Here is a 24,696-nt window from a genome sequence, read left to right as displayed (position 1 = left end):
GAACGTCACCGCAGCACGGTGGGACGGGTCGGGAGGACGACCACCGCTCAGCCCCTCGGAAGCATCTCTTCCCCTTCGGCTCCCGGCGTAGTCGCGCCCGCTGGACCAATGTGAACGCGCCACTCCGGCAGCGGACTCCGGCCCCCTCCCGACGCGGCCTTCCGTCCGAATGCCGCGACCCGGCGTCCGTATACCACTGCCCGGCCGGCCGGTCGCCCACGGGCCCCATGCGGACACCGCGGCGACCGGACACGGGAGACCGGAGAGCGGCGGAGCGGGCCCCCTGCGGCGACGCACAGCCACCGCCCCGACGACAAGTCAAGCCGGAAAACCGGCCATTCAGCGCCGTCGTGGCTTCGCCCGATGCCTTCGTGGGGCGTTTCAGCCGTGCAAAGTCTGGCTCTCGATTACCCCTCTGCTTTCCCGCACCTTGCTGTTCCCTTGTCAATGGGGCCGTGGAAGGCGCCTCCGGGACCCTCGATCCGCCCCCTCCCGCAGCGGGGAACCGCGCCGCGCGGGCCCGCCCACGAAGAGGTCATCGGTCCCCCAACTCGCCCTCAAATCAACCGGGAAGCGTTGCCCTCCGGACGCCCCTCCGACCGACGCTGGAGCCATGACACAGAACGCTTCCCCCGCCGGACGGACGGCCCAGGCCCCTCCCACGGACCCGCCGCAGGACCGGGCCGCGCCGCCGTCCACGGCCCGGCTGGCCGGGGTGGACCTCGCGCGCGGCCTGGCGGTCCTCGGGATGTACGCCGCCCACGTCGGCCCCGACCCCTCGGACGGCGGGCCCGTCGGCTTCCTCATGGAGTTGTCCCACGGCCGGGCCTCGGCGCTCTTCGCCTTCCTCGCCGGGTTCTCGCTCCTGCTCATCACCGGCCGCCGCACGCCCCGCACCGGGCGCGCCGGCCGGCAGGCGGTCACCAGGATCCTGATCCGCTCCGCCGTCCTGCTCACGCTGGGCACCGCGCTCACGATGACCGGCACCCCGGTCGACGTGATCCTGGCCTTCTACGCGCTGTACTTCGTGCTCGCCCTCCCGCTGCGCGGGCTGCGCGCCGGGACGCTCGCCGTCATCGCCGCCGCCGGCGCGCTCGTCCTGCCGCAGGTGCTCTACCTGATACAGCGCTCGATCCGCACGGGCGGCTGGGCGCCGGCCGTGCTCCACCACGACCCGCTCGCCCGGATCAGCGGCACGGGCGGTTTCCTCGAACTCCTCTTCACCGGCGCCTATCCGGTGCTGACCTGGATGCCCTTCGTCATCGCCGGGATGGCCGTCGCCCGGCTCGACCTCGCCTCGGCCGCCGTCCGGCTCCGGCTCGCCCTCACCGGCGGCGCCCTCGCCGTCCTCGGCTACGGGGGTTCCTGGCTGGCCCTGCACCTCCTCCCCGGGGCCGCCGACGCCATCGGCGCGACCGGGACCACAGGCTCCGTCATGTCGCTCTGGTGGTCCGACACCGCGGGCGACCCGTCAGGTGGCACGCCCGCGTGGCTGCTGGTGGCCTCACCTCACAGCGAGACGACTCTGTCGATCCTGGGCAGCACCGGCGTCGCCGTCGCCTGCCTCGCGGCCTGCCTCGCGGCCGCCGACGGGCTGCCCCGCGTCCGCCGGCTGGCCAGGCCGGTCATCGCGATCGGTGCCATGTCGCTGACCGCCTACGTGCTCAACATCGTCGGCATCTGGGCCCTCGGCATCGAGGACGTGCCCGGCTCGCCGCTGCCCGTGCTGCTCGGCTTCATCGCGGCCGCCGCCCTCCTGGCCCTCGCCTGGTCGCGCCACTTCCGGCGGGGACCACTGGAATACCTCCTGAACGGCGCCACCAAGGCAGCCCGGCTCGTCCGGTAGACGTTGAGTTGGAAATGGGATCCATTTCCATATAGCCTCTGCGGGACGACGCCCACCTCACCCAGGAGCGCCCCATGGCCGTCCCGAAGCGCAAGATGTCCCGCAGCAACACCCGCCACCGCCGCGCCCAATGGAAGGCCGCCACCCCGCAGCTCGTCCCCGTGACGATCGACGGATCGGTGTACCAGGTCCCGCAGCGGCTCGTGAAGGCGTACGAACGCGGCCTGCTGCACCCCGAGGGCTGAACCGCGATGGCACACGCCCGCCTGCCCGTGACCGTCCTGTCCGGGTTCCTCGGCGCGGGGAAGACCACCCTGCTCAACCACGTGCTCGCCAACCGCGAGGGGCTGCGGGTCGCGGTGATCGTCAACGACATGAGCGAGGTCAACATCGACGCCGCGCTCGTGCGCGGCGGCGAGGCCGCACTCTCCCGCACCGAGGAGCGGCTGGTCGAGATGACCAACGGCTGTATCTGCTGCACGCTGCGCGACGACCTGCTGGAAGAGGTCGGCCGACTGGCCCGCGAGGGCCGCTTCGACCACTTGCTCATCGAGTCGAGCGGCATCTCCGAGCCGATGCCCGTCGCCGCCACGTTCTCCTTCCCCCGCGACGACGGCGCCACCCTCGGCGACCTCGCCCGTCTCGACACGATGGTCACCGTCGTCGACGCCGCGGGCTTCCTGCCCGAACTCGCGAGCGGGGACGAACTCGCCGAACGCGGGCTCGACCAGTACGAGGACGACGAACGCACCGTCAGCGACCTGCTGATGGACCAGGTCGAGTTCGCCGACGTCATCGTCCTCAACAAGCTCGACCTGGTCGACGCGGCCGCGGCCGGCCGGCTCGGGGCGATGCTCTCCCGGCTCAACCCGGCCGCCCGGATCGTGCCCGCCACCCGTGGACGCGTGGCCCTGCGCGAGGTCCTGGGCACCAACCTCTTCGACCTCGAACGCGCCCAGCAGGCCCCCGGCTGGGTCAGGGAGATCAACGGCGACCATGTGCCGGAGACGGAGGAGTACGGCATCTCCTCCACTGTCTTCCGCTCGCACCTGCCGTTCCACCCCGGGCGGCTGTGGACGTTCGTCACCGAGGCGCTCGACAGCGGCGCGTTCGGCCGGATCCTGCGCTCCAAGGGCTTCTTCCGGCTGGCCAGCCGCCCCCGGGTGACCGGCCTGTGGTCACAGGCGGGGGCGGTGGCCCGCTTCGAGCCCTCCGGCGTCCGCGGCCCGGACACCGCCCAGGGCCAGGAACTCGTCTTCATCGGCACCGACCTGCGCGCCGACGCGCTGCGGGCGGCCCTCGAAGCCTGCCTGCTGGCCGAGGGCGAACCCGCGCCCGCCGAGGACGAGTTCCCCGCCTGGGAGACCTACGGGACCGACGCCGCCTGCGAGCACGAGCACGCGGCGTGACGCTCCGGGCCGGGTGGCGGTCGCAGCCACGGCGCCACCCGGCCCGGCACTTCGCGGACCCGCCGGGCGAGCCGTCGCGCGGTGACGGCCCGCCCTCCGCTCAGCCGCAGTTGCCGGCCGGGCGGGTGCGGGTCACCAGGTCGCTGTAGCCGGTCGTGGCGTCGATCCATACGACCTGCTTGCCGCCGGTCGCGGCCGCCGAGAGCTGTTCGCCGCGGTTGCAGGAGACCCGGCCCCGGTATGTGCCGTCGGCCGAGAGCTGCCACAGCTTGGTCAGTGCCTCGTTGCTGTTCCGGCCGCCGGGCAGCCCCGCGGTGACCGTCACCGCGTCCTCGGAGGCCGACAGGTCGTAGGCGGGCAGGGCGCCCGGGCCCGATGCCGGGCTGATGTCCACCACGCCCGTGCCGTCCAGGTTCGCGCGGCGCACCGCTGCCCGGTTCGTCGCCTGGTCCTCCTCTGCCAGCCAGAAGACGCTCGAGCCGTTGATGGCGGTCCCGCCGATGCCCGCGGGCGTGCCGAGCTGTGGCATCGGCGTCCTCTTGCCCGTGGCGAGGTCGAACACCTCGGTGGCGTACGTCCGCACGCGGCTCCCGCGGGAGAACTTCGCGTAGGCGATGCGGCCGTGGCTGATCGACGGGAAGCCCGTCGTGAAACCGGGTTCCTCCGACACCTGGACCGGGGTCCGGGTCGGGTCGCTCAGCCGCATGTACGCCACATGACGGCGGGAGGGGGACGGCGCGGTCTCCAGGACGACGACGTCGCCCTCGACGCGCACCTCGTTCGCGCCGCGGCGGCTCGACCACAGGGTCTTGACCGGTCCGCCGGCGAGCGGCCGCGCCAGGATCGTCACGGACCGGCGGCCGTACGCCTGCCACACCACGGTTTTGCCGTCGGTGGCCGGGTTGACGTGGTAGCGGCCGTCGTTGGGGCTGATCAGCTTCTTCTCGCCGGTGCCGTCCAGGCGTCCGGCCCACACCGAGTACGGCTCGGCCCCGACCTCGTCGGACTTCGACGCGGCCCACCAGCCGCCGCCCGCGCCCACGGCAGAACCGGTGGTGTTCACCCTGCCGAGCAGCTGGTCGGAGTCCACGCCCGTCGCCAGTTCCCAGCCGGGCACGATGCCGTGGGCGCTGAAGGCGCGCTCGACGGACCTGAGGTCCTTGTCCGTGGCCTTGAGGTCCTTCGCCGCGGCGATGACCGCCGCGCGGGCCTCGGTGAAGCCGTCGAGCGGGGTCATGTACTCGGTGAGCGCCTTGTAGACGATCCTGTCGGCGAGCGTGCGGTCGAGGTCCTTGCGGATGTCCCACAGGGCGCCCGAGAAGATCGTGGAGTTGAGGTGCACACCGCCGCTGTCGGTCGCAAACGCCACGCCGAGGAAGGACTTGGAGGTGGTCCTCCCGTCGTTCAGGTCGCGGATGGCGCACGCGCGCGGGGTCTTCGTGCGACACAGCGTGTCGCCCAGCAGACCCGAGTCGGGGCTGTCCATGGGGACGCCGTAGGCATCGGTCTTGATGGCGTTGCCGAAGTAGTCGGCGATCGCCTCGTCGAGGGCGCCGGACTGACCGGCGTAGACGAGGTTCGCGGTGTTCTCGACGACGCCGTGGGTCATCTCGTGACCGACCACGTCCAGACCGGCGGAGAGCGGCCGGAACTCCGCGTCACCGCCGCCGTACACCATCTTGGTGCCGTCCCAGAAGGCGTTGACGTACGGCGTGCCGCCGAAACCCACGACACCGACCAGGGAGTTGATGGTCATGCCGCGGCCGTCCAGGCTGTTCCGGCCGTGGACCTTCTTGTAGTAGTCGTAGACCTTGCCCGCCGCCCAGTGGGCGTCGACGGCGCCGGCCTCGGTGGCCTCCTTGCCGAAGTTCGGGCCCGCCGAGCCGAACTCCCGGATGCCGGACGGCCACGTCCCCTGCGTATCGCCGACGCTCATGCCGCGCGCGTCCCAGGTGGCGAGGACGTTCTTGCTGCTGTCCTGCATCCGGGAGCCGTCGCGCATGACGTACTCCTTGCGCGCCTCGTCCCGCACCAGATCCAGCTCCACGGTCCTCCCGTCGAGCTTGACGCCCGAGCCCCGCACACCCGGTTCCTCACCTGGACCTTGGGAAGCGTCCGCCGCGGCCGGACTCCCGCTCCCGGAAACCTGTCCGGGGCCTGTGAATGTCCTGATCCCGCTGTACTGGAGGACCGGATAGCCGGCCTGCGCGTCGACGTACACCTCGTGCAGCACCGGCTCACCGGTGGCCGGGTCCGAACCCCGCACCGTCACATGCCGGGTGAGCACGCCCGGACCCCTGGGCAGGACCACCAGCCCGCGGTCGGTGCCGGTCAGCCGTGGCGCCGAGCCGTCCTCCCCGCCGTCGTTCCTGCCGGGCCTCTTCGCGCCGAGCTGCGCCACGGTCGCGTCGACCGCCCGCTCGACGGCCAGCGCCTCGTCGATCGCGGGGGTGGTGTCCGCCTTCAGCCCGGTGAAGTACTTGCCGGACGTGCCGGTGACGACCCGCTTGCCGTTCTTGTTCTCCATGCGGACGACGTACTGGCCGCCCAGCACGTCCACCCCGCGGTGCTGCTGCTGGAACCGTACGGTCTCCGACCCGCCGACGGCGGTGGACTGCAAGGGCCTCAGGTCACGGCCGGGGTTCGCGATGCGGTAGCGGCCTGCCTTGTCCGCCAGATGCCCGCGCGCCGCGTCCGCCGCGCTCTGCGTCGCCTTCACCGGCTCCCGGATGCCCTCCACCAAGGTGGGCGTCGCGGTGTCCCGTCCCGGGAGCACCTCCCCGGGACCGGGTGGCGGCGGCGTCGCCGCGTGGGCGGGCACCGCGGAAACGACAAGTGCGGCGGCGCTGATCAGCGCCGCCGCACCGGATATGCCGCTCCGTGCTCCGGATGCTCTCGGTCTTCTCGCACGTGCCGTGGGCTGATGCAAGGTCTCCCCCTCCGCGTATGTCCGACCGGTCATGGCCGACGGCCGGGACATGTCCGAGCGGAGCCATGCAAGCGGTGATGCGCCGCCGCATCAATGGGAGACGGGAGGCGGGGGAGGGATTTCGGCCGTGCCCGCATCGAGGGCCGGCCGGGGATCACCGGCCGCCGTCCTCCAACTGCCGCACCGCTGTGCGGTCGTAGTCGGGCAGGGCGATGTCGTCGGCCTTGGCGAACTGGGCGGCCATCAGGTTCCGCATCGGCCAGCGGTTCATCGAGCGCATCGAGAGGTCCCGCAGCCGGATGGCGAGCGCGCCGGCGGGTGCGTATCCCGAGGCGCCGCCGGGCGGCAGCTGCTGGGCCTGGGTGACATAGGGGCGCATGACCCGGTCGTAGTTCGGGAAGGCGACGTGGTGGTCGCCGTCGGCGGTGGCGAGTTCACCGGCCAGTACGTAGGCGCCGACCAGGGCCAGGCTGGTGCCCAGGCCGGTGAGGGGCGTCGGGCAGTAGCCGGCGTCGCCGAGCAGGACGACCCGGCCTTGGGACCAGTGGTCGAGACGGACCTGACCCATCGAGTCGAAGAAGAAGTCGGGCGCCGTGCGCATCGCCCTCAGCAGGCGCGGCACCTCCCACCCGGCGTCGGCGAAGCGCTGGGCGATCAACTGCTGCTGTGCGGCGGCATCGCGGCGGTCATAGCGAAGCGGCCCCGACCGGAAGCTGAGACCGGCCTTGACCTCGCCGGGGAGGCGGCCCGGCCGGGCCGACGCGACGAGCCCGCCCGGCGCGTTGTGCATCTGGAACCAGCCGTCGAGTTCCATCTCCTCGGTGACCGTGAACCAGGCGGTGTAGAGGTCCAGGGGACGGACGCACGCCGACTCCGGGCCGAAGGCCAGCGCGCGCACCACGGAGTGCAGCCCGTCCGCGCCGACGACCAGCCCGAAGCGGCGCGGTGCGGCCTTCTCGAAGGTGACGTCGACCCCGTCGTCGTCCTGGACGAGCCCGGTGACGGTGTCGTCGAAGAGGTACTCGGTGCCCGGCAGGGTGGATTCGTACATCAGGCGGCCGAGGTCACCACGCAGGATCTCGATCTCGGAGACGATCCCCTCGCCGCCGAAGCTGTCCGCCGGCATCCGGGCGGTGACGCGGCCGGACGCGTCGACGAACGCGAGGCCACGCTGGTCGACGCTCAGCTCCCGGGCCCGGTCCATCAGGCCCATCCGCTCGACCACGGTGCGGCCCGCGCCGCGCAGATCCACGGTCTGTCCCCCCGGCCGGGGGGACGGCGCGCGCTCGACGACCGTGACGGTGAAGCCTGCGGTGCGTAGCCAGTACGCAAGGGCGGGACCGGCGATGCCGCCGCCGGAGATGAGTACGTCGGTGTTCTGCATAGTGAGGAATGTACGACGTACGCAGCGATCGGGCAAGCGCTCAAGGCCAGTATTCAAAGGGGAGTTGACGCATAGTGCACTAGTGCTGGAGCGGTAGCGGGGGGAGTTTCCGCGGAGATTCGGCTAGGGTGGTGCGCCGATGGTGCACTAGTGCGGAGGGGGATGTCGGTGAACCAGGGAAGAGGGCCGCGCTACAGCCGGATCGTCGCCGAACTGCGGCAGCGGATCGAGACGGGCGAGCTCGCGCCGGGCGATCGCGTGCCGTCCACCCGCGAGATCACCCGGCAGTGGAACGTCGCGATGGCCACCGCGACGAAAGCGCTCACCGAACTCCGCCGTGAGGGCCTGGTCCGCGCGGTCCCGGGCGTGGGGACGGTCGTCGCCGAGCGGCGGCCGGTACGCACCGGCCGCCCCCCGGCGGCGGCGCGCCCGGTCGCACCCCCGGCCCCGGCGGTGCCCACCCGCCGCGACAGCGCCCCGGAACAGGCGCTCACCCTCGGGCGGATCGTCGCCGCGGCGATCGCGGTCGCCGACGTGGAAGGGCTGGCCTCCGTCTCGATGCGCCGGGTCGCCGCCGGGCTCGGGGTGTCGACCATGGCGCTGTACCGGCACGTCGCCGACAAGGACGACCTGGTGACGCGGATGACGGACGCGGCCTTCGCCCAATGGCCGCTCCCCGAAAGCCCGCCGGAGGGCTGGCGCGAGCGGCTCACGCTCGTCGCCCGGATGCTGTGGGACATGTTCCGCCGCCACCCGTGGCTCGCACCGGCCCTGTCGGTGACCCGGCCGCAGCCGGTCGCCGGCGCGATGCCCTACACCGAGTGGGTGCTCGCCACCCTGGACAGGAGCGGTCTCGACCTCCCGACCGCCCTCAGCGTGCACCTCACCCTCTTCAACTACATTCGCGGCACCGCGGTCAACGTCGAGATGGAGGCGGAGGCCGAAGCGCTCACCGGCATGGACAACGAGGAGTGGATGGACACTCAGGAACCCGCACTCCAGGCGATCCTGGCCACCGACCGGTTCCCCACCCTCGAGCGGCTCGCCACGGGCGGGTACGACTTCGACCTCGACGCCCTGTTCGAGTTCGGCCTGCAGCGCATCCTCGACGGCATGGCACCCCTCCTGGGAGAGGCACCCTGAGCTGCCGCGCCGCCGTCACGTACGACCGGTCACCCGGAGATCGCGGACAGCACGATGCGGACGGAGTCGTCGGCTATCCGCCGTGCGCGCGGCGCCGGGACCATGCCGTCGACGTGGCTGAAGTTCCAGGCGAGGCCGCCGTGGCTGGTGTTGGCGGTCGCCACGATGGCGCCCGTCACCGAGATGGCCGCGACGAGCTGGGTGTCCGAGACGCGCCAGGGGCCCACCCGGTCGGGGAAGTCGTAGCGGCCGATGTTGGACAGGCAGAGGTTGAGCGGCCCCTGCTCGTCCATGTACCGCATGAACGCCTCGCTGTCGGCGGGCGACTTCGGCCCCGCCTGGTCCATCAGGTTCAGCATGGTCAGGTGCTCCTCGCGCCCCCGGCGGCCCGTCAGGTCCTGGCTCACGGCGCGGGCCATGGACCACAGGTCCGCGCCGGGCTCGTAGCGGACGCGGGAAGGGAGGGTGGAGGCGTAGCTCCCGGCGTCGCCGTAGGAGACGGCCGTCTCCAGCTCGTGGCGGAAGTCGACCGGGGAGCCGATCGAGAAGTACGCGGGCTCCACCGTCCCCGCCTCCAGCGCGACGGCGGCCACCATCGCGGCGGCGAGGGCCCCGTGGACGGTGGTGCCGTGCTGCTTGCAGGCCCGCTGGAGCAGCCCTACCTGCTCCGCGCTCAGCGACCGGTGCACCATCCGGGTGCGCCGCTGCGCGAAGGGGACCGCCCGGCTGGGCAGGACCCGCCGCGGCCGCAGTCGCTCGGCTTCCTGTCCGTCGCGCTCCATCAGCTCCTTGAGCGCGAGGGCGCCCTCGGCGCCCCGGTGCCGGCGGGGGAGCAGGTCCTCCGCGGCGGGCAGCGCCGGGCGCGGCGTACGGTCCGGCTCCTCGCCCGCCGCCAGCCGGGCGGTGGTCTCCAGCCACTCCCTGAGCACGGACAGGCCCGTCATGCCGTCGGCGACGCAGTGGGAAGCGGTGAGGATCAGGTCGTGGACGTCCTCCGGCTGCCCGGCGCCCGCCGGCCGCGTGATGACCGCGGCGCGCAGCAGCGGACCGGTGCGCCAGTCGATGCGCTCCGTCAACTCGTACTCGTTCGCCTCGCGTTCCCACCGGGTGTCGCCCTCGGGGTCCCCGGGCGCCACCTCGACATGGCGCAGCGGAACCGGTGCGTCCACCGGGTGGAAGGCGGGCCGCTCGCCGTTCTCGTCACAGGTGATCGCGACGCGCAGCAGCGGGTGCCGGGCCTGGAGGACGTCCAGCGCGCGGCGCAGCAGCGGCAGCGGCAGGGACCCGTGGACGCGGGTGCGGACGAGGCCGCTGAGCGGCGAGGTCCGGTCGGCCGTCCAGTACCAGCGCTCCACCGGGCTGAGCTCGCGGCGGAGGACGGTGTTCCCGGGCTGCTGTGACATGACGTCAGTTCTCCTCGTGGGATCCGGCGGACGGTCTTGATCAACATCATGTCCACCCGTGCGTAGGCGCGGCGTTGACCTGGGGTGACGACAGAGTGGATCAAGACGGGACGCCGTCAACGGCCATGGGTGCCTTCGAACGGTGCATATCGGGCTGTAGGTGTCGAAGTTCCCGCCACCGGCTCCTCCCGATGCGGCGCGGCATGCCCGTACCGCCGCCGAGAATGGCGGGAATTGAGAGGTGCGGTGAGGGGGTGCCTGCCCTGAGTAACCGTCAGGCGCCGGTGTCGCCCAGGAGCCGGTCGACGTCCGTGACCGCGGCCAGCGCGCCGCGCAGGGCGCCGACGGACATGGCGTGCAACTCGGCGCGGGAGAACGCCTCGTTCGTGAGCCACTCCACGCACAGCGCGCGGACGAACACCAGCCAGCTCGTCAGCGCGGCGGAGACCGTGTCCCTGGGCCTGCCGTCGAGCCCGGTGGCGTCGAGCACGCGCTGTCTCAGCTCGGCCAGCTCGTCGGTGATGACGGCCTGGATCACGGGGTCGCCCACGAGCTCCCTGTTCGCTGCGAGCACCGTGTTCCGGTTTGCGGCGAAGTAGTCGAAGTGGATGTCGAGCCCCGCGGAAAGCTGCTCCAGCAGGGGGCCCGAAGGATCGATCCGGGTGTCGGTCAGCAGCCGGTCCGCGGCCTGCCGGTAGATCGCGGCGAACAGCTCGCGCTTGTTGGGGAAGTAGCGGTAGAGGAGGGCCCGGGAGACCCCGGCCCGCTCGGCGACGTCCTCCATCAGCACGTCGTGGTACGGCTTCGCCGCGAACAGGCGGGCTCCGGTGTCGAGCAACTGGTCGCGGCGCTCACCGGGGTCGAGCCTGCGGCGTGTCGTCACGCGGCCCAGATTACTTGACGCGTGTCCAGTAATGCTCCTACCTTCGCCTTAGTAGACGCCTGCCTACTAAGGCGAAGGGGTGACCACTCGACATGACCGGGCTCCTCAAGTGGCTTTCATGGATCATGGGAATCGCCTGTGCGGCGATCGGCGCCGTCCACATCGTCTCCGGCATGGCCCCGGTGCCCGACGGGGACTCGGGCGGTGCGACCGTCGACAGTCTGGTGCGCTTCTTCGGCGCGATCTTCCTCGGTTACGGCCTGGCCTGGATCTGGGTGGCCCGGCAGTCGCCGATCCCGTCGAAGGCGGTGCGCCTGCTCGCCGGGATCCTCTTCCTCGGCGGCGCAAGCAGGCTCGTGTCCTGGGCCGACGTCGGCCGCCCGAACTGGTTCCAGCTGGTCCTCATGGCCATCGAACTCGCCCTGCCGCCGCTCTACTTCTGGCTGTCGACCGCCGGTGAACGGGAGGCGGCGGACCGCCCGCGCGACTCCGTCGGGTAGCCCCGAGGCCCCGCACCCGGCCGGCTCAGGACCACCCCCAGCACCCGGTCGGCCGGGAAGTACCCCAACTCCCGCGAGTCGACGCTGACCGCCCGGTTGTCCCCGAGGAGCACCAGCCTGCCCGGGGGCACGCGCTCCTGCGGCATCGGGGCCAGAGCGTGCGGCACCCGGTCACCGGGGACCGCCTCCACCCGCTTGATCAGCCACTGCCGCCCCCGTACGCCGGCCGCGGACCGTACGGGATCGCCCGGCCACATACCGCCTCGCACCGGCCGCTCGGCCACCACCACCTGCCCCACGGCGGGCGGCGAACCGCGCCGCACCAGCACGCGATCGCCGTCGTGGAAGGCCGGCGACATGCTCGAACCGCGGACGGTGACCACGACCAGCTTGCGCGACAGCGCCGCGAGGGCGAGCGCCGCCCACCCCGAGGTCATCAGGGGTCTCCGGTGAACGCGCCGGCGCGGTAGCCCTCGGCCTGCAGGGTGAAGAGCCGCGCGTACCGGCCGCCGGTCCCGATCAGCTCGGTGTGCGAGCCCTGTTCCACGACGCGCCCCTCCTCCAGGACGGCGATGAGGTCGGCGTCGCGCACCGCCCCGAGCCGGTGCGAGATGAGCAGGCTGGTGCGCTCGCCGCGGTGCTTGCGCAGCGCGGTGTGGATCTCGTGCTCCGCCTCGGCGTCCAGACCGGCCGACGGCTCGTCGAGGATCATCAGGTCGCGCCGGTCCCGGAGGAACGCGCGGGCGAGCGCGAGCCGTTGGCGCTGGCCGCCGGAGAGCACCACACCGGTCTCGGGGTTGTCCTTGTCGGACTCCATGAAGAACCTCCGCGACAGCAGTGTGCCGTAGCCGTACGGAAGCGCGGCGAGCCTCGCGTGGATCCCGGCGCGCTCCGCGGCGGCCCGCAGCCGCGGATGGTCGTCGAGGGCGGTCAGGTCGCCGAGGGCGATGTTCTCCGCCGCGGTCATGTCGTAGTGCATGTAGTCCTGGAACACCGCGCCGATCCGGCGCCGCAGCTCCGCGACGTCCACCTCGCGGATGTCCACGCCGTCCCACAGGATCGCACCGCGGTCGGGGTCGTAGAACCGGCACAGCAGCTTCACCAGCGTCGATTTTCCCGCGCCGTTGAGCCCGACCAGCGCCAGGGCCCGACCGTGGCGGATGTGGAGGTCGACGCCGCGCAGCACCCAGGGGTGGTCCGCGGAGTACCGGAACCACACGTTGCGCAGTTCGATGCCCCGCGACAGGGGCGGCAGTCCGCCGGGGAGCGCGGGAACGGGCAGGTCGGGCCCGGCCCGCGCGACCACGAGATAGTGGTCGAACATCAGCAACGCCTGGTGCGCGCGGGCCACTTCACTGGCCAGCGTGGCCAGAGCGCTCTGCACCCCGGCCACCGCCGCCACGAACAGGACGACACCGCCGGTGGACAGGGCGCCGGAACGAGCGGCGCTCACCGCCCATATCAGGCCGCCACCGGAGACGAGCGCGGACAGCAGGCCGAGTCCCGTCTGGACGGTGGCCTCCCTCCGGTCCACCGCCCGTTTCGCCGCGTTGGCGGTCCGCAGGTCCGTCAGCATCCGCCCGCGGAGAAAGGCGCCGGTGCCGAACAGCCGGATCTCCTTGGCGGCCTCCACGCTGGACAGCAGCTCGCGGTAGAACATCTGCCTGCGCTCGACCGGGCCGATCTCCCAGAGCGTCCGCGCCTTCCGCCGTGCCAGCGCGACCTCGGACAGCAGCGTGGGGACCGCGGCCCCCAGCACCAGGGCGGTCAGCAACGGATTGAGCAGGGACAGCGAACCGAGGAAGCCCCCGATCGTGATGGCCGACCGGGTGATCCCGATCGCCCCGTCGACGGCCTGGTTGGGTGTGCCTCCGCCCGAACTCTGCGCGAGCCGCAGCCGGTCCAGGAACCGGGGGTTCTCGAACCGTCCCAGGCCCGCGAAGCCCTCCACGGCGGTGAACAGCCGGTCCTCGGCGAGCAGTCCGACCCTGCGGTCGAGCTCCGTCCGCAGATACCGGCTGACCTGCGGCAGCACACCGACCACCACGCCCGACGCGGCGAGCCCAGCGCCCAGGCCGATCAGCCGGGCCGCCGGGGCGCCGGTGCTCAGCCCGTCGAGCAGCAGCTTGGTCAGCCAGGCGGTGACCACGGGGAGCGCGCCGACCGTGAGCGTGAGCACCGCGTAGCCGCCGAGGACGCCGGGCGCCGCTCGGGCCACCATCGCGCCGGCGGCCGCGACCCGGCGCAGCACGGCCGTCGCGCCGGTGGACCGGACGGGCGCCCGGTCGGCCTCGTCCGCGCACCGGGCGGTCGGCGCGGGGGAGTCGCCGACCGCATCCGGTGCCGGGGGGCCCTCGGCGGTCGGCGGCGCGTGCTGTGCCGCCGACGGCCCCGGGCCGCTCGGGGGGTGCTCCCGCCCGCTCATGCCACGACTGCGGTGGAGTCCAGGTCCACCTGGTTCCCGGCGACGACCTGGTGGCCGTCCTCGTTCCGTGCGATCTCCAGCAGCGTGGGGAAGCCCTTGATGCCGAACGCGTCGGACACCTTGGCATCGCTGCCGCTCTCGACCACGACCCGGGCCACCGGGGCCAGTTCGGCGACCTGTTCCTCGGCGCGGTCGGGGGTGCCGACCACCACGGCCAGAACCCGGTCCCGGCCGCCGCTCACGGTCCGCGCGTGCTCCACGAACCTGGGCAGCATCTCGTGGCAGGGCTCGCAGCTGGGCGAGAAGAAGGCCACCAGCGTTTCGCCGCCGAGTGATTCACGCGTCAGGACCTCGCCGCCGACGGCGACGGCGGTGAAGTCGCCCACTTCCCGGCCCACGGGGACGACGGGCGGTCTGCCGGGTGAGTCGGCGGCCATCTTGGACAACAGCGCGGTGTGCTCCTTGAGCCGCTTGATCACACCGAGCGTGAGGAGCAGGTCCAACGTACAGAGCGATCCCACCAGTACCACTGCCGCGATCAGGACGGGCATGGAGTCGTCTCCTCTGGCTTCACCGGCCGGCTTCACCGGCCGCGGGCGAGGCCCGGAGCGCGGTCGACGGGCCGGAACAGATCGAGAATGTCGTCGAGGGCGGTCACCAGCCCGCCCAGGAGCAGGCCCGTGAGCACCGACAGGGCCGCCCCGCCCGGGGCGGTCGCGCCGGCCGCGGGCACGGCGACCGCGCCGACGACTGCCGCGGCGGTCAGGGTGAGGTTCCGTGCGACGTGTCCCGGGCCGAGCGGGCTCACGGACGCGCCGAAACATCGGCACGGCGTCCGCACGCCTCGGCGCAGGGAGAGCAGGATCCCGGTGGCGAACACCGTCAGGAGAACTGCCGAGAGCACGAATCCCCCTGCGGCGACGGCCCGCACCGGCGTCGCGAGCATGATGCACACGGCGGCTTCGGCACCCACCACGGACAGCGCCACCGACCGGGCCGACCGGGCGGGCAGCACCCGCATGTCCCGTACCGAGGACACGAACCGGTCGAACGCTCCTCGTCCCGTCACCTTGCCGACGAACGAGGCGAGGAACACCACGCCGATCAGAGCGCGGAGCCCGAGTGCCAGAAAGCCCACCTGGATTCCTCCTTCAGCGGTGTTCCCGGTCGGGGCGGTCGTACGGGTCGGGGAGCGCCGGTCCCGGATCAGGTGATCCCGGGCAGGGCGGTCTTCAGCGGCGGCGTCTCCCGACCGATGCCGTGGCTGTCAGCACTGGCAGACGATGGTCGGACAGCCATTGGAGTTGCAGCAGGCCCAGCAGGGGGCGTTGTAGCCGCACTTCCCGCTGCACTGCCAGCAGGCCGGGTAGTTGCCGCAGGAGAGAATCTCCAGCGCGGCCGCGTCGACCTCGGGCACGAACAGCCCGAGCACCCGGCTGCCCAGCTCCGTGAGTCTTGCGTACATTGACACACTCCTCTCTTGAACCGGATCGCTTCATGTGCTTGCACCGCTGGAGTCTCATCGGCACGGGGCGCGGCGGACAGTGCCGTTTCAGGCCGGTGCGCGGGCGGGGACCGGGCAGCCGGAAGACGCCCTTGCCCCGCCCGTACGTCGGTGGTGGCGAGCCGGGGGTCCCGCCGGCCCGGCCGGGCCCGGCACGGCTCGGACCGGCACATTCCGCTCTCGGTGGTGAACCGGAGGCTCCGCATGGGCCGGGAGGCGAACCACTGGCCGCGGTCGTCCGTGCCATGGTTCTCCGCCACCCGGGAGCCGGATGCGCCGGGGCCGGAACGGTGCTTTCCGGTCGATGGCCGCGCCGGACCCGGAAGGCGGCCGCGTGCACGGACCGGTGCGAACGGCCCGGCGTCCAGGTCCGGTTCAGGCCGTCATCGCCGTCCGGCACGGTCCCGTCGGCGAGCCCCGACGGGCGGAACGTCGACGTCCGGCCGCTGTTCCTCGGAGGTGTCCCGGACGGATGTGCCCGAGCCGCGGTCGGCCCTCCGACGGGAGACCGCGTACGCCACCGGACCGGGCCGATGGCAGGACCCGGTGGTGGCAGGGGCTCCGTCCGGACGATCGCGGCAACTCACGTTGCGATGGGGGCGGTTGCCGGAGGCCGGTTCCCGCCGGTGCCGACACGAGCGGGGCCCGGCGCAGCGCCGGACCCCGCTCGGTGACGCCGGGCGTCAGACCGTGATGATCGCCGGGTCGCTCACGCCCGGCTCGCCGTTCTCGACGTGCCCCGCGAACCGGCGCAGGAAGGCGCTGTCCGTGTCACAGACCACGGACAGGTCGTACCAGCGCGCGCTGTGCCGCAGATCCAGTTTGCGCACCACCCGCTTGCCCGCGCGCACCCGGACCTTCTCGCTCTTCCCGCCGTACGCGTTGGTGACGGTCAGGTGGCAGTCCGCCTTGCCGGAGTTCGTGAAGGTCAGCTCGATCCGGCCGCCGTGGGCGTCGTGGCGGGCGGTCACCTCCGGGCCCGCGGTGCTGCCGGAGCCCTTGAAGGTGCGCAGGAAGCCGTTCGGGCCGTGCGCCGACAGGTCGTAGGCGCCCTTGGAATACGCCGTGTTCCAGGTGTCGGAGAGCTTGGCGCCGGCCGCGGCGGTGTACGTCCACGGGCCGTCCGTGCGGTTCGCGGACGTGACGGTGAAGCACACACCCGCCGCCGGGCCCCCGCTGAACGTGAGCGTGACGCGCCCGGTCGAGGGCGCGACGGCCGCGTCCACCACCGGGGCGTACGGCAGCGGGCGCGCGGGACGCGAGCCCGCCTCCTGCTTCGGCAGCGAGGGGTGGGCGGGCGGCTTCGGCACATAGCTGGGGTGCCGGAGCCGGTCCTGCGGGGCGTAGGCGCGCGTGTCCGGCAGTGACGCGGGCGCGGCGTGCCGGAGCCGGAAGTCGAAGGCCGAGGTGAGGTCGCCGCAGATGGCCCGCCGCCAGGGGGAGACATGGGGCTCGTGCACACCGAAGCGGCGCTCCATGAACCGGATGATCGAGGTGTGGTCGAAGACCTCGGAGCACACGAAGCCGCCCGTGCTCCAGGGGGAGACCACGAGCATCGGCACGCGCTGGCCGAGGCCGTAGGGGCCGGCGGCGTAGTGGGCGTTGCCCGCGAAGAGGTCGAGCGCGGTGTCCACGGTGGAGGCGCCGCGGGCGGCGGAGGCGGGCGGGAACGGCGGCGGCACGTGGTCGAAGTAGCCGTCGTTCTCGTCGTAGGTGATGAACAGGGCCGTCTTGCTCCACACCTCGGGGTTCGACGTGAGGGCGTCCAGGACCTGGGAGATGTACCAGGCGCCGTAGTTCGCGGGCCAGTTGGGGTGCTCGGAGAACGCCTCCGGGGCGGCTATCCAGGAGATCTTCGGCAGCTTCCCGGCCTTGACGTCGGCCCGCAGGACGTCGAAGTAGCCGTCGCCCTTCTTGACGCTGGTGCCGGTGCGCGCCTTCTCGAAGAGCGGGTCGCCGGGCTTGGCGTCGCGGAAGCGGTTGAAGTAGAGGAGGGAGTTGTCGCCGTAGTTGCCGCGGTAGGCGTCGTCGAGCCAGCCCCAGGAGCCGGCCTTGTCCAGGCCGTCACCGGTGTCCTGGTAGACCTTCCAGGAGACCCCGGCCTGCTCCAGCCGCTCCGGGTAGGTCGTCCAGTCGTAACCGGCCTCCTCGTTGCCCAGGACGGGGCCGCTGCCCTTGCCGTCGTTGCCGGTGTGACCCGTCCACATGTAGTAGCGGTTGGGGTCGGTGGCCCCGATGAAGGAGCAGTGATACGCGTCGCACACGGTGAACGCGTCGGCGAGCGCGTAGTGGAAGGGGATGTCCTCGCGCGTCAGGTACGCCATCGTGCCCGTGCCCTTGGCCGGGATCCACTGGTCGTACCTGCCCCCGTTCCACGCCTGGTGACCGCCCGCCCAGTCGTGGTTGAGGCCCGCGATGAACTGCATCCCGAGGTCCTTGGCGTCCGGGCGGTAGGGCAGCACGTCCTTGGTGCCGTCCGACTGGTGCCAGACCGACCTGCCGCCGGAGGGCGAGGCCGGGCGGGGGTCGCCGAACCCGCGCACCCCCTTCATCGAACCGAAGTAGTGGTCGAAGGACCGGTTCTCCTGCATCAGGACGACGATGTGCTCGACGTCCTCGATCGTGCCGGAGCGGCGCCTGGCGGGGATGGCGGCGGCGCGCTCGATGCTGCTCGACAGGGCCGCGAAACCGGCGGTCGCGCCGGCGATCTGGAGAAAGCGCCGCCGATTGAGTTCGGACATGAGACAGGGACCCCTTGGGGTGAGTGGGACGGAGCCTGCGGTGTGATCCAAGAGCAGCGAGTGCCGGCGAGGGGCGGGTGTCGCCGGAGTGAAGCGACGCGGTACGCGAGGCGAACGTAGCGGACGGCCCGATGGGACACCAGAGTCCCGGCAGCCCCTTGGGCACCTTCGTCACGCACCCGCCGGCCGGCGCGTACACGCGCGCTCACTCCAGGTGAGCGCGACGGCCCTCCCGTGTGAGGCCCCGCATAGGACCCAGATCACTTACGATCGCCGCTAGTGGGTTCCATAGGCGGTTAAATCGGGCATTTCTTTCGCCTGTGGTGACCCCCTCGCTATGAAGCGCGGTAGTAGGTCACACCTTTGCCAGCGCGTTCCGCCGCCGCTAACAATTGCGGAGTCGCACGGCGCCGTCGATCGAGACGCGGCGCTTTTCGTTCGCGCCGATCCGGGCCACTGCGACTCACGCGATTGGAAGAGGTTCAGCTCATCATGCGCTCCACCATCTCCGGCTATACCCGTCTGCCCAAGGCCCACAAGCTCTCCGCCGTCGGCATCGCCGCGGCCGGTGCCGCCGTCCTGACGTTCGCCGTCGTCCCGAACGCCTTCGCCGCCTCCTCCGACACCCAGTCGGTGGCCGTGAAGCCCGTCGCGTGGAGCACCACCGCCTCCGACGACTCCGGTGAGACGCAGCAGGCCGAGCACGCCGGGGTCGCCCTGGCCAAGGCCGACGCCGAGGCCGCGAAGACGAAGACCGAGCGTGGCACGCAGGCCGCGAGCCGCTCGGAGGAGCGCAAGCCCGTCCAGGCCGCTCCCGCCCCGGCGAAGGCCTACGGCGACAACCTCGACGGCTGGATCAACCAGGCCCTGGACATCATGCAGGCCAAGGGCATCCCCGGCTCGTACGACGGCCTCAAGCGCAACATCATGCGCGAGTCCACCGGCAACCCCCAGGCCATCAACAACTGGGACTCCAACGCCGTCGCCGGTATCCCGTCGAAGGGCCTGCTGCAGATCATCGACCCGACGTTCAAGGCGTTCCACGTCGAGGGCACGTCCTGGGACATCTACGACCCGGTCGCCAACATCGTCGCCTCCTGCAACTACGCCGCCAAGACGTACGGCTCGATGGACAACGTCAACTCCGCGTACTGACGCACGGCGGGAACCTCACGCGCCCGAAGGGCGGCGGCACCACACGGTGCCGCCGCCCTTCGGCGTTCACGGGAGCTCGGAGCCGCGGACCGCGACGGCGATGGCGCCCACCATGGCAGTGGCGGACAGCAGGGACCAGCGAAGGCCGGCGTGTTCCATGAGGAGCGCGCCGAAGGCGGCCCCGAGGCCCAGGGCCAGGACGACCCCCAGCCGCCGGGCCGACTGCCGGCCCGCGGCGGTGCCGGAGTCCTGGACCAGGCCGATCAGGGCGCCGGTGAGGCCGAACGTCACGACGAGGTCCGGCACGGCGAGCCCGCGGATCGTGGCGCACCGCACCCCCATCGCCGTCGCGAGCAGAGCCGTGATGGTGTCCCGGGCGAGCGGCGAGGTGCCGGGGGCGAGCCAGGCGAGCGCGGTGGTGGCGACGAGGAAGACGACCTCGACGACCAGGGCGTGGCGGAACCAGTGCCGCCGCCCCCGCCGCGACGTCATCCGCTCGCCGCACCCGGCCAGGAGTATGCCCGCCACGAAGCCGACGATGGCCACCAGCGGGCCCGGCTCGGAGAAGCCCGGCACACCGCCGAAGGCGAAGCCGAGCACGATGACATTGCCGGTCATCATCCCGATGAAGACCTTCCCGAGCCCCAGGAAGCTGATGGCGTCCACCATGCCGCCCACGACCGTCAGCGCCACGATGGCCGCGGGCAGTGGGTCGCTGCCGACGAGAGTTCTTCCTGACCGGGTCCGAAGCATGGGTGCGTCCTAAGGGCCGAGGTGTGTCCGTGCGCGGCGGTATGCCCGGGAATCCCCTCCTGCCGCGGTGCCTCCTGCCTATCAACAGCCGCCCGGCGGAAGCGAGAACGCGTTGCGTTTCACGCCACCGATGGCGCATGGATCGAAGGTCAACAGCGAATGTGATCTTGACATGGCAGGTAAACGCTGATGGGTTTGGACTGAGTTGAAGATCGGCGGTGAGTGGCGGGCGCGAGGGCCGGCGCATGGCGCCGACGGACCTCCCGAACGCGCCAACGACCGCTCCGTCCAGGCCAAGGGCGAACGACCGATTCCGGGGGGCACGGGCCGCACCGGACATCGTCGCCGTGCCGTGGCCCCAGTCGAAAAGGATCATGCGATGCCCGAGCTTCCGACCTACGACGACGTCCTGGCCGCCGCGGACCGCCTCGCGGGCCACGCGCACCGGACCCCGGTGCTGCGCTCCCGGCTGATCGACGAGAGCACCGGGGCGCGGGTGGTGTTCAAGTGCGAGAACTTCCAGCGCATGGGCGCCTTCAAGTTCCGTGGCGCGTACAACGCCCTGGCGCAGTTCTCGCCCGAACAGCGGCGGGCCGGTGTCGTCGCCTACTCCTCGGGCAATCACGCCCAGGCGGTCGCGCTGGCGGCCCGCCTGCTGGGCACCCCGGCCACGATCCTCATGCCGCACGACGCCCCGGCCGCGAAGCGGGCCGCCACCGAGGGGTACGGCGGCCGGATCGTCGCGTACGACCGCTACACCGAGGACCGGGAGGAGATCGTCCGTGCGCTGGCCGCCGAGCGCGGGCTCACGCTGATCCCGCCCTACGACCACGCCCACGTGATCGCCGGGCAGGGCACCGCGGCGACGGAGCTCTTCGAGGAGGCGGGGGAGCTCGACGCCCTCTTCGTGCCGCTGGGCGGCGGCGGGCTGCTGTCCGGTACGGCGCTCGCGGCCCGGGCGCTGTCCCCGGACTGTGAGCTGTTCGGTGTCGAGCCGGAGGCGGGCGACGACGCCCGGCGGTCGCTGCGCGAGGGCCGCGTCGTCCACATCGACGTCCCCAGGACCATCGCCGACGGGGCGCAGACCCAGCATCTCGGCGCGCTCACGTTCGCCGTCCTCCACCGCGAGCGCCCCGAGGTCCTCACCGCCACCGACGACGAGCTCGTCGAGGCCATGAGGACCTTCGCCTCCGTCATGAAGATGGTGGTCGAGCCCACGGGCTGCCTGGGGTTCGCCGCCCTGCGGCGCGTGGCCGACCGGCTGCGCGGGAAGCGGGTCGGCGTGATCGTCAGCGGTAGCAACGTCGATCTCGCGCGCTTCGCGGCGCTGCTGTCCGCGTGAGCGGACCGGTTCCGGCCGGCTGACCGGGCAGCGCCGCGGCGGCGTACCGCGCGCGTACGGTCAGGCCGTCAGGAGACGGCCGGCTCGGCCGTCCGCGCGTCCTGCGGCTCGCGCGTGGGCGCGGGGACCTGTGCCGCGTCGAGCACGGGGTCGGGGCCCGGGAGCCCGGCGCGGTGGGCGTTGACACCGGCGCGCACGCCCCAGAAGTAGAAGCCCGTCGAGGACACGGCGACCAGGGCGATGTCGAGGCCGCCGGGGATCACTCCGTGGCCCCCGAACTCGGTGCTGCCCAGGGCGGACAGCAGCGCCAGCCACAGCAGGAATCCGGCCATCCACCAGGCGGGCGCGAACTGCCGGCGCAGGCTCGTCTCGCCCCGGCGGCGCAGCACGACGGCGGCGATCGGCACCGAGAGGAGCGTGAGCAGGGCGACCTTGCCGGTGTTGGGCCACTTCGACCAGTACAGGGCGCAGGCGGCGAAGGCGAAGGTGAGCGGACAGAGCACCTTCGCGGCGGGGAGGCGGAAGGGGCGCGGCAGGTGCGGCTTGGTCTGCCGGAAGACGCCTACCGCGATCGGCCCGATGAGGTAGGAGACGACCATGGCGGCCGAGACGACGCTGGCCAGGGCCTCCCAGCTGTGGCCGACGGTGAGCAGCAGCAGGACGGAGAAGCCCAGGTTCAGCCACATGGCCGGGCGGGCGGTGCCGTAGCGGGGGTGCACCTCGGCGATCTTCTTGGGGAAGAAGCCGGTCTCGGCGAGGTTCTGGGCCAGGTACGCGGCCGAGGCGACGTTGCCGATGTTGGCGCCGGAGGGGGAGATGAAGGCGCCGAACTGCAGCATCGTGACGACCCAGTGCAGCATCAGCAGCTTGGCGAGGTCGGCGAAGGGCGACGCGAAGTTGATGCCGCTCCAGCCGCCTGCCTCCGCGAGGCGCTCCGGCGGGACCGAGCCGAGGAAGGCGATCTGGAGGGCGAGGTAGATGACCAGGCCGAGGCAGAGCGCGCCGACGAGGGCGAGCGGGATGGCGCGGCCCGGGTTCTTGGCGGCGCCGCCGAGGTTGACGACGGCCTGGAAGCCGTTGAAGGCGAAGACGACACCGGAGGCGGTGACGGCGGTGAGGACCGCGGACCAGCCGTTGGGGGCGAACCCGCCGTGGCTGGTGAAGTTCTCGGTGTGGAAGCCGGAGGCGATGAACGCGGCGACCGCGAGGACCGGGATGGCGAACTTCACCAGCGTCAGCACGTTGTTCGCGCGGGCCAGCAGTGCGACCGACCAGTAGCAGGCCAGCCACAGGACGACGGTCAGGAGCAGGGCCATCGCCATGCCGGTGCCGGTCAGGGCGCCGTCGGAGACCAGCCCCTGGGCCCAGCCGAAGCTCCAGGAGGCCATGTACTGGGTACCGGCTATGGACTCGATGGGGATCAGGGAGGCCGTGGCGATCCACACCGCCCATCCGCTGACGAAGCCCAGGACCGGCCCGTGCGAGATGCTGCCGAACCTGGCCATGGCACCCGGCATCGGGTAGGCGGCGCCCACCTCGGCGTACGACATCGCGATCAGGCCGATGAAGACGGCCCCGATCACCCAGGCGACCAGAGCGGCGGGGCCGGCGACCTGGGCGGCCTGACCGGCCCCGAAGAGCCAGCCCGAACCGAAGATGGACCCCAGCCCGATCATGATCAGGGCGAAGAGACTGAGGCCTTTGCGGTTGGCCGCGCTCAAATCCATGCTGTGCTGTCCGTTCTACTGCGGGGTGACCAAAGACAGATCACCCACCTTATGTGCGTTGAGCAGGTCATTCGGCCGCCGGGAACCCCGCCTGCCCGTGTGCGGCAGGCATCCACTGCCGTCCCCGGCGCCCGTGACCTTCGTCACCTTCTGTGGCGGAAAGGCCGTGCCGCTACGAGGCGGCGCGGTCCCACAGGTCGGTGCTGTGCGCGTCGACGAGGGCGCCGACGCGGGTGAGGACCTCGCCGGCGGGCAGCGGGGCCGGGCGCCGCCCGTCCCGCAGCCGCAGGGCGACGCGGCCGTCGACGGCCTCCGCAGCGCCTATGACGGCTTGGTACGGGACCAGCCGGGCCTGGCGGATACGGGCGCCCAGACTGCCGCGCTCCGGCCCCGCGACCTCGGCCCGCAGCCCGAGTTCGGCGCATCGCCGGGCGAAGTCGACGGCATCCGGCACCTCGGCCTCCGAGACCGGGAGCGCCACCAGCTGGGTGGGGGCGAGCCAGGCGGGGAAGGCGCCGCCGTGCTTCTCGACGAGGTGGGCGACGGCCCGCTCCACACTGCCGATGATGCTGCGGTGGACCATCACCGGCCGGTGCTTCGCGCCGTCCGCGCCGATGTAGTGCAGATCGAACCGCTCGGGCTGGTGGAAGTCGACCTGGACGGTCGACAGGGTGGACTCCCGCCCGGCACCGTCGGCGACCTGGACGTCGATCTTCGGCCCGTAGAACGCGGCCTCTCCCTCCGCCCGCTCGTACGGCAGCCCCGAGCGGTCGAGGACATCGGTCAGCAGGGCGGTCGAGCGCTGCCACATCTCGGGGGCGGCCACGTACTTCCCGCCAGGACCCGGGAGGGAGAGGCGGTAGCGGGCCGGGCTGATGCCGAGTGCCTCGTACGCCCGGCGGATCATCTCCAGGGCGGCCCCCGCCTCCTGCTCGACCTGGTCGAGGGTGCAGAAGATGTGCGCGTCGTTGAGCTGGATCGCCCGTACGCGGGTCAGCCCGCCGAGCACGCCCGAGAGCTCGGAGCGGTACATGCCGCCCAGCTCGGCCATGCGCAGGGGCAGCTCGCGGTAGCTGTGGGAACGGGACCGGTAGATCACCGCGTGGTGGGGACACAGGCTCGGCCGCAGCACGACCTGCTCGCCGCCGAGATCCATCGGGGGGAACATGTCGTCGCTGTAGTGCGACCAGTGCCCCGAGATCTCGTACAGCTCCCGCTTGCCGAGCACCGGCGAGTACACGTGCCGGTAGCCCGCCCGCCGCTCGGCGGCGCGGATGTACTCCTCCAGGGCGTGCCGCACGGCCGCGCCGTCGGGCAGCCAGTACGGCAGCCCCGCGCCGATCAGCGGGTCGGTGTCGAACAGGCCCAGCTCACGGCCGAGCTTGCGGTGGTCGTGCATGTCGGTCTCCTCGCGGGTAACGGGCGAGTGACCGCAAGCAGAAGCCCCGGGGCACTCGCCCCGGGGCTTCGGACTCAAGACAACAGTCAGCGCGCCGGGACACTCTCCGGCGTCGTCGTCATCATGGCAGCGCGCTTCATGCCGATCACCGTA

At 72.1% G+C, this 24,696-nt stretch carries 20 protein-coding genes; 7 read left to right on the top strand and 13 right to left on the bottom strand.

What is annotated here, in order from left to right; translation table 11 throughout:
- Window positions 1-613 precede the first annotated feature (613 nt).
- The 3 genes from ABD269_RS34245 to ABD269_RS34235 all read left to right on the top strand — a co-directional run bounded on the left by ABD269_RS34245 (window position 614) and on the right by ABD269_RS34235 (window position 3,255).
- Window positions 614-1,846, top strand: a complete 1,233-nt coding sequence (locus ABD269_RS34245) for a DUF418 domain-containing protein (RefSeq protein WP_344124414.1) — start codon at window positions 614-616, stop codon at window positions 1,844-1,846.
- 74 nt (window positions 1,847-1,920) lie between these two features.
- A complete protein-coding gene (gene rpmF / locus ABD269_RS34240) occupies window positions 1,921-2,091 on the top strand; it encodes a 50S ribosomal protein L32 (RefSeq protein WP_301890821.1) in 171 nt (56 codons plus the stop codon).
- A gap of 6 nt (window positions 2,092-2,097) precedes the next feature.
- Window positions 2,098-3,255, top strand: a complete 1,158-nt coding sequence (locus tag ABD269_RS34235) for a GTP-binding protein (RefSeq protein WP_344124411.1) — start codon at window positions 2,098-2,100, stop codon at window positions 3,253-3,255.
- Between the two features lie 100 nt (window positions 3,256-3,355).
- Here the strand turns inward: ABD269_RS34235 and ABD269_RS34230 are convergent, their stop codons facing one another.
- Together ABD269_RS34230 and ABD269_RS34225 are read right to left on the bottom strand one after the other, a co-directional pair.
- Window positions 3,356-6,217 (bottom strand): M4 family metallopeptidase, encoded by a 2,862-nt coding sequence (locus ABD269_RS34230; RefSeq protein ID WP_425573040.1) that lies wholly within the window; start codon window positions 6,215-6,217, stop codon window positions 3,356-3,358.
- A 121-nt stretch (window positions 6,218-6,338) separates the two neighbouring features.
- Window positions 6,339-7,568, bottom strand: coding sequence for an FAD-dependent monooxygenase (locus tag ABD269_RS34225; RefSeq protein WP_344124407.1), 1,230 nt, complete (start codon window positions 7,566-7,568; stop codon window positions 6,339-6,341).
- 168 nt (window positions 7,569-7,736) lie between these two features.
- On the opposite strand from ABD269_RS34225, the gene ABD269_RS34220 reads away from it, so the two are divergent.
- Complete coding sequence (locus tag ABD269_RS34220) at window positions 7,737-8,711, top strand: TetR/AcrR family transcriptional regulator C-terminal domain-containing protein (protein ID WP_344124405.1); 975 nt, start codon at window positions 7,737-7,739, stop codon at window positions 8,709-8,711.
- Window positions 8,712-8,740: 29 nt separating this feature from the next.
- Here the strand turns inward: ABD269_RS34220 and ABD269_RS34215 are convergent, their stop codons facing one another.
- A complete protein-coding gene (locus ABD269_RS34215) occupies window positions 8,741-10,114 on the bottom strand; it encodes a phthiocerol/phthiodiolone dimycocerosyl transferase family protein (protein ID WP_344124404.1) in 1,374 nt (457 codons plus the stop codon).
- Window positions 10,115-10,388: 274 nt separating this feature from the next.
- Window positions 10,389-10,997 (bottom strand): TetR/AcrR family transcriptional regulator, encoded by a 609-nt coding sequence (locus ABD269_RS34210; protein ID WP_344124403.1) that lies wholly within the window; start codon window positions 10,995-10,997, stop codon window positions 10,389-10,391.
- Between the two features lie 92 nt (window positions 10,998-11,089).
- On the opposite strand from ABD269_RS34210, the gene ABD269_RS34205 reads away from it, so the two are divergent.
- On the top strand, window positions 11,090-11,497 hold the full coding sequence (locus ABD269_RS34205; protein ID WP_344124401.1) for a DUF4345 domain-containing protein: 408 nt from the start codon (window positions 11,090-11,092) through the stop codon (window positions 11,495-11,497).
- Here ABD269_RS34205 and ABD269_RS34200 read toward each other — a convergent pair.
- The 6 genes from ABD269_RS34200 to ABD269_RS34175 all read right to left on the bottom strand — a co-directional run bounded on the left by ABD269_RS34200 (window position 11,431) and on the right by ABD269_RS34175 (window position 18,167).
- Window positions 11,431-11,934, bottom strand: coding sequence for a S26 family signal peptidase (locus ABD269_RS34200; protein ID WP_344124399.1), 504 nt, complete (start codon window positions 11,932-11,934; stop codon window positions 11,431-11,433). The genes ABD269_RS34205 and ABD269_RS34200 overlap by 67 nt on opposite strands.
- Window positions 11,934-13,922, bottom strand: a complete 1,989-nt coding sequence (locus ABD269_RS34195; RefSeq protein WP_344124397.1) for an ABC transporter ATP-binding protein — start codon at window positions 13,920-13,922, stop codon at window positions 11,934-11,936. The genes ABD269_RS34200 and ABD269_RS34195 overlap by 1 nt, the downstream gene beginning before the upstream one ends.
- Window positions 13,919-14,473 carry a redoxin domain-containing protein gene (locus ABD269_RS34190; protein WP_344124395.1) on the bottom strand — a complete coding sequence of 185 codons (555 nt, stop codon included), beginning with the start codon at window positions 14,471-14,473 and terminating at the stop codon, window positions 13,919-13,921. The genes ABD269_RS34195 and ABD269_RS34190 overlap by 4 nt, the downstream gene beginning before the upstream one ends.
- Before the next feature lie 32 nt (window positions 14,474-14,505).
- Entirely contained in the window at window positions 14,506-15,060 is a 555-nt protein-coding gene (locus ABD269_RS34185) for a MauE/DoxX family redox-associated membrane protein (protein WP_344124393.1), read from the bottom strand.
- Between the two features lie 129 nt (window positions 15,061-15,189).
- Window positions 15,190-15,387 (bottom strand): hypothetical protein, encoded by a 198-nt coding sequence (locus ABD269_RS34180; RefSeq protein ID WP_116215183.1) that lies wholly within the window; start codon window positions 15,385-15,387, stop codon window positions 15,190-15,192.
- A 722-nt stretch (window positions 15,388-16,109) separates the two neighbouring features.
- On the bottom strand, window positions 16,110-18,167 hold the full coding sequence (locus ABD269_RS34175; RefSeq protein WP_344124387.1) for a phosphocholine-specific phospholipase C: 2,058 nt from the start codon (window positions 18,165-18,167) through the stop codon (window positions 16,110-16,112).
- Window positions 18,168-18,659: 492 nt separating this feature from the next.
- Here ABD269_RS34175 and ABD269_RS34170 point away from each other — a divergent pair, with 492 nt between their 5' ends.
- Entirely contained in the window at window positions 18,660-19,322 is a 663-nt protein-coding gene (locus tag ABD269_RS34170; RefSeq protein WP_344124385.1) for a transglycosylase SLT domain-containing protein, read from the top strand.
- Window positions 19,323-19,388: 66 nt separating this feature from the next.
- Here the strand turns inward: ABD269_RS34170 and ABD269_RS34165 are convergent, their stop codons facing one another.
- Entirely contained in the window at window positions 19,389-20,075 is a 687-nt protein-coding gene (locus ABD269_RS34165) for a YoaK family protein (protein WP_301890806.1), read from the bottom strand.
- A gap of 379 nt (window positions 20,076-20,454) precedes the next feature.
- Here ABD269_RS34165 and ABD269_RS34160 point away from each other — a divergent pair, with 379 nt between their 5' ends.
- On the top strand, window positions 20,455-21,417 hold the full coding sequence (locus tag ABD269_RS34160) for a threo-3-hydroxy-L-aspartate ammonia-lyase (RefSeq protein ID WP_344124382.1): 963 nt from the start codon (window positions 20,455-20,457) through the stop codon (window positions 21,415-21,417).
- 68 nt (window positions 21,418-21,485) lie between these two features.
- On the opposite strand, the gene ABD269_RS34155 is transcribed toward ABD269_RS34160, so the two are convergent.
- Window positions 21,486-23,144, bottom strand: a complete 1,659-nt coding sequence (locus tag ABD269_RS34155; protein WP_344124380.1) for an APC family permease — start codon at window positions 23,142-23,144, stop codon at window positions 21,486-21,488.
- A gap of 172 nt (window positions 23,145-23,316) precedes the next feature.
- Window positions 23,317-24,633, bottom strand: a complete 1,317-nt coding sequence (gene thrS, locus ABD269_RS34150; protein ID WP_425573043.1) for a threonine--tRNA ligase — start codon at window positions 24,631-24,633, stop codon at window positions 23,317-23,319.
- Between the last annotated feature and the right edge of the window lie 63 nt (window positions 24,634-24,696).

The sequence above is a fragment of the Streptomyces blastmyceticus genome (assembly GCF_039521185.1).
Lineage (GTDB): Bacteria > Actinomycetota > Actinomycetes > Streptomycetales > Streptomycetaceae > Streptomyces > Streptomyces blastmyceticus.
This window is presented reverse-complemented; position numbering and strand designations above follow the sequence as displayed.

What these genes read in the sequence shown, in the direction of transcription:
- ABD269_RS34160 (WP_344124382.1), top strand. Translation starts at nt 20,455, where the DNA reads ATGCCCGAGCTTCCGACCTACGACGACGTCCTGGCCGCCGCGGACCGC.
- ABD269_RS34195 (WP_344124397.1), bottom strand. Translation starts at nt 13,922, where the DNA reads ATGAGCGGGCGGGAGCACCCCCCGAGCGGCCCGGGGCCGTCGGCGGCA.
- ABD269_RS34215 (WP_344124404.1), bottom strand. Translation starts at nt 10,114, where the DNA reads ATGTCACAGCAGCCCGGGAACACCGTCCTCCGCCGCGAGCTCAGCCCG.
- rpmF (WP_301890821.1), top strand. Translation starts at nt 1,921, where the DNA reads ATGGCCGTCCCGAAGCGCAAGATGTCCCGCAGCAACACCCGCCACCGC.
- ABD269_RS34200 (WP_344124399.1), bottom strand. Translation starts at nt 11,934, where the DNA reads ATGACCTCGGGGTGGGCGGCGCTCGCCCTCGCGGCGCTGTCGCGCAAG.
- ABD269_RS34190 (WP_344124395.1), bottom strand. Translation starts at nt 14,473, where the DNA reads ATGCCCGTCCTGATCGCGGCAGTGGTACTGGTGGGATCGCTCTGTACG.
- ABD269_RS34225 (WP_344124407.1), bottom strand. Translation starts at nt 7,568, where the DNA reads ATGCAGAACACCGACGTACTCATCTCCGGCGGCGGCATCGCCGGTCCC.
- ABD269_RS34165 (WP_301890806.1), bottom strand. Translation starts at nt 20,075, where the DNA reads ATGCTTCGGACCCGGTCAGGAAGAACTCTCGTCGGCAGCGACCCACTG.
- ABD269_RS34175 (WP_344124387.1), bottom strand. Translation starts at nt 18,167, where the DNA reads ATGTCCGAACTCAATCGGCGGCGCTTTCTCCAGATCGCCGGCGCGACC.
- ABD269_RS34205 (WP_344124401.1), top strand. Translation starts at nt 11,090, where the DNA reads ATGACCGGGCTCCTCAAGTGGCTTTCATGGATCATGGGAATCGCCTGT.
- ABD269_RS34235 (WP_344124411.1), top strand. Translation starts at nt 2,098, where the DNA reads ATGGCACACGCCCGCCTGCCCGTGACCGTCCTGTCCGGGTTCCTCGGC.
- ABD269_RS34245 (WP_344124414.1), top strand. Translation starts at nt 614, where the DNA reads ATGACACAGAACGCTTCCCCCGCCGGACGGACGGCCCAGGCCCCTCCC.
- ABD269_RS34155 (WP_344124380.1), bottom strand. Translation starts at nt 23,144, where the DNA reads ATGGATTTGAGCGCGGCCAACCGCAAAGGCCTCAGTCTCTTCGCCCTG.
- ABD269_RS34180 (WP_116215183.1), bottom strand. Translation starts at nt 15,387, where the DNA reads ATGTACGCAAGACTCACGGAGCTGGGCAGCCGGGTGCTCGGGCTGTTC.
- ABD269_RS34230 (WP_425573040.1), bottom strand. Translation starts at nt 6,217, where the DNA reads ATGACCGGTCGGACATACGCGGAGGGGGAGACCTTGCATCAGCCCACG.
- ABD269_RS34170 (WP_344124385.1), top strand. Translation starts at nt 18,660, where the DNA reads ATGCGCTCCACCATCTCCGGCTATACCCGTCTGCCCAAGGCCCACAAG.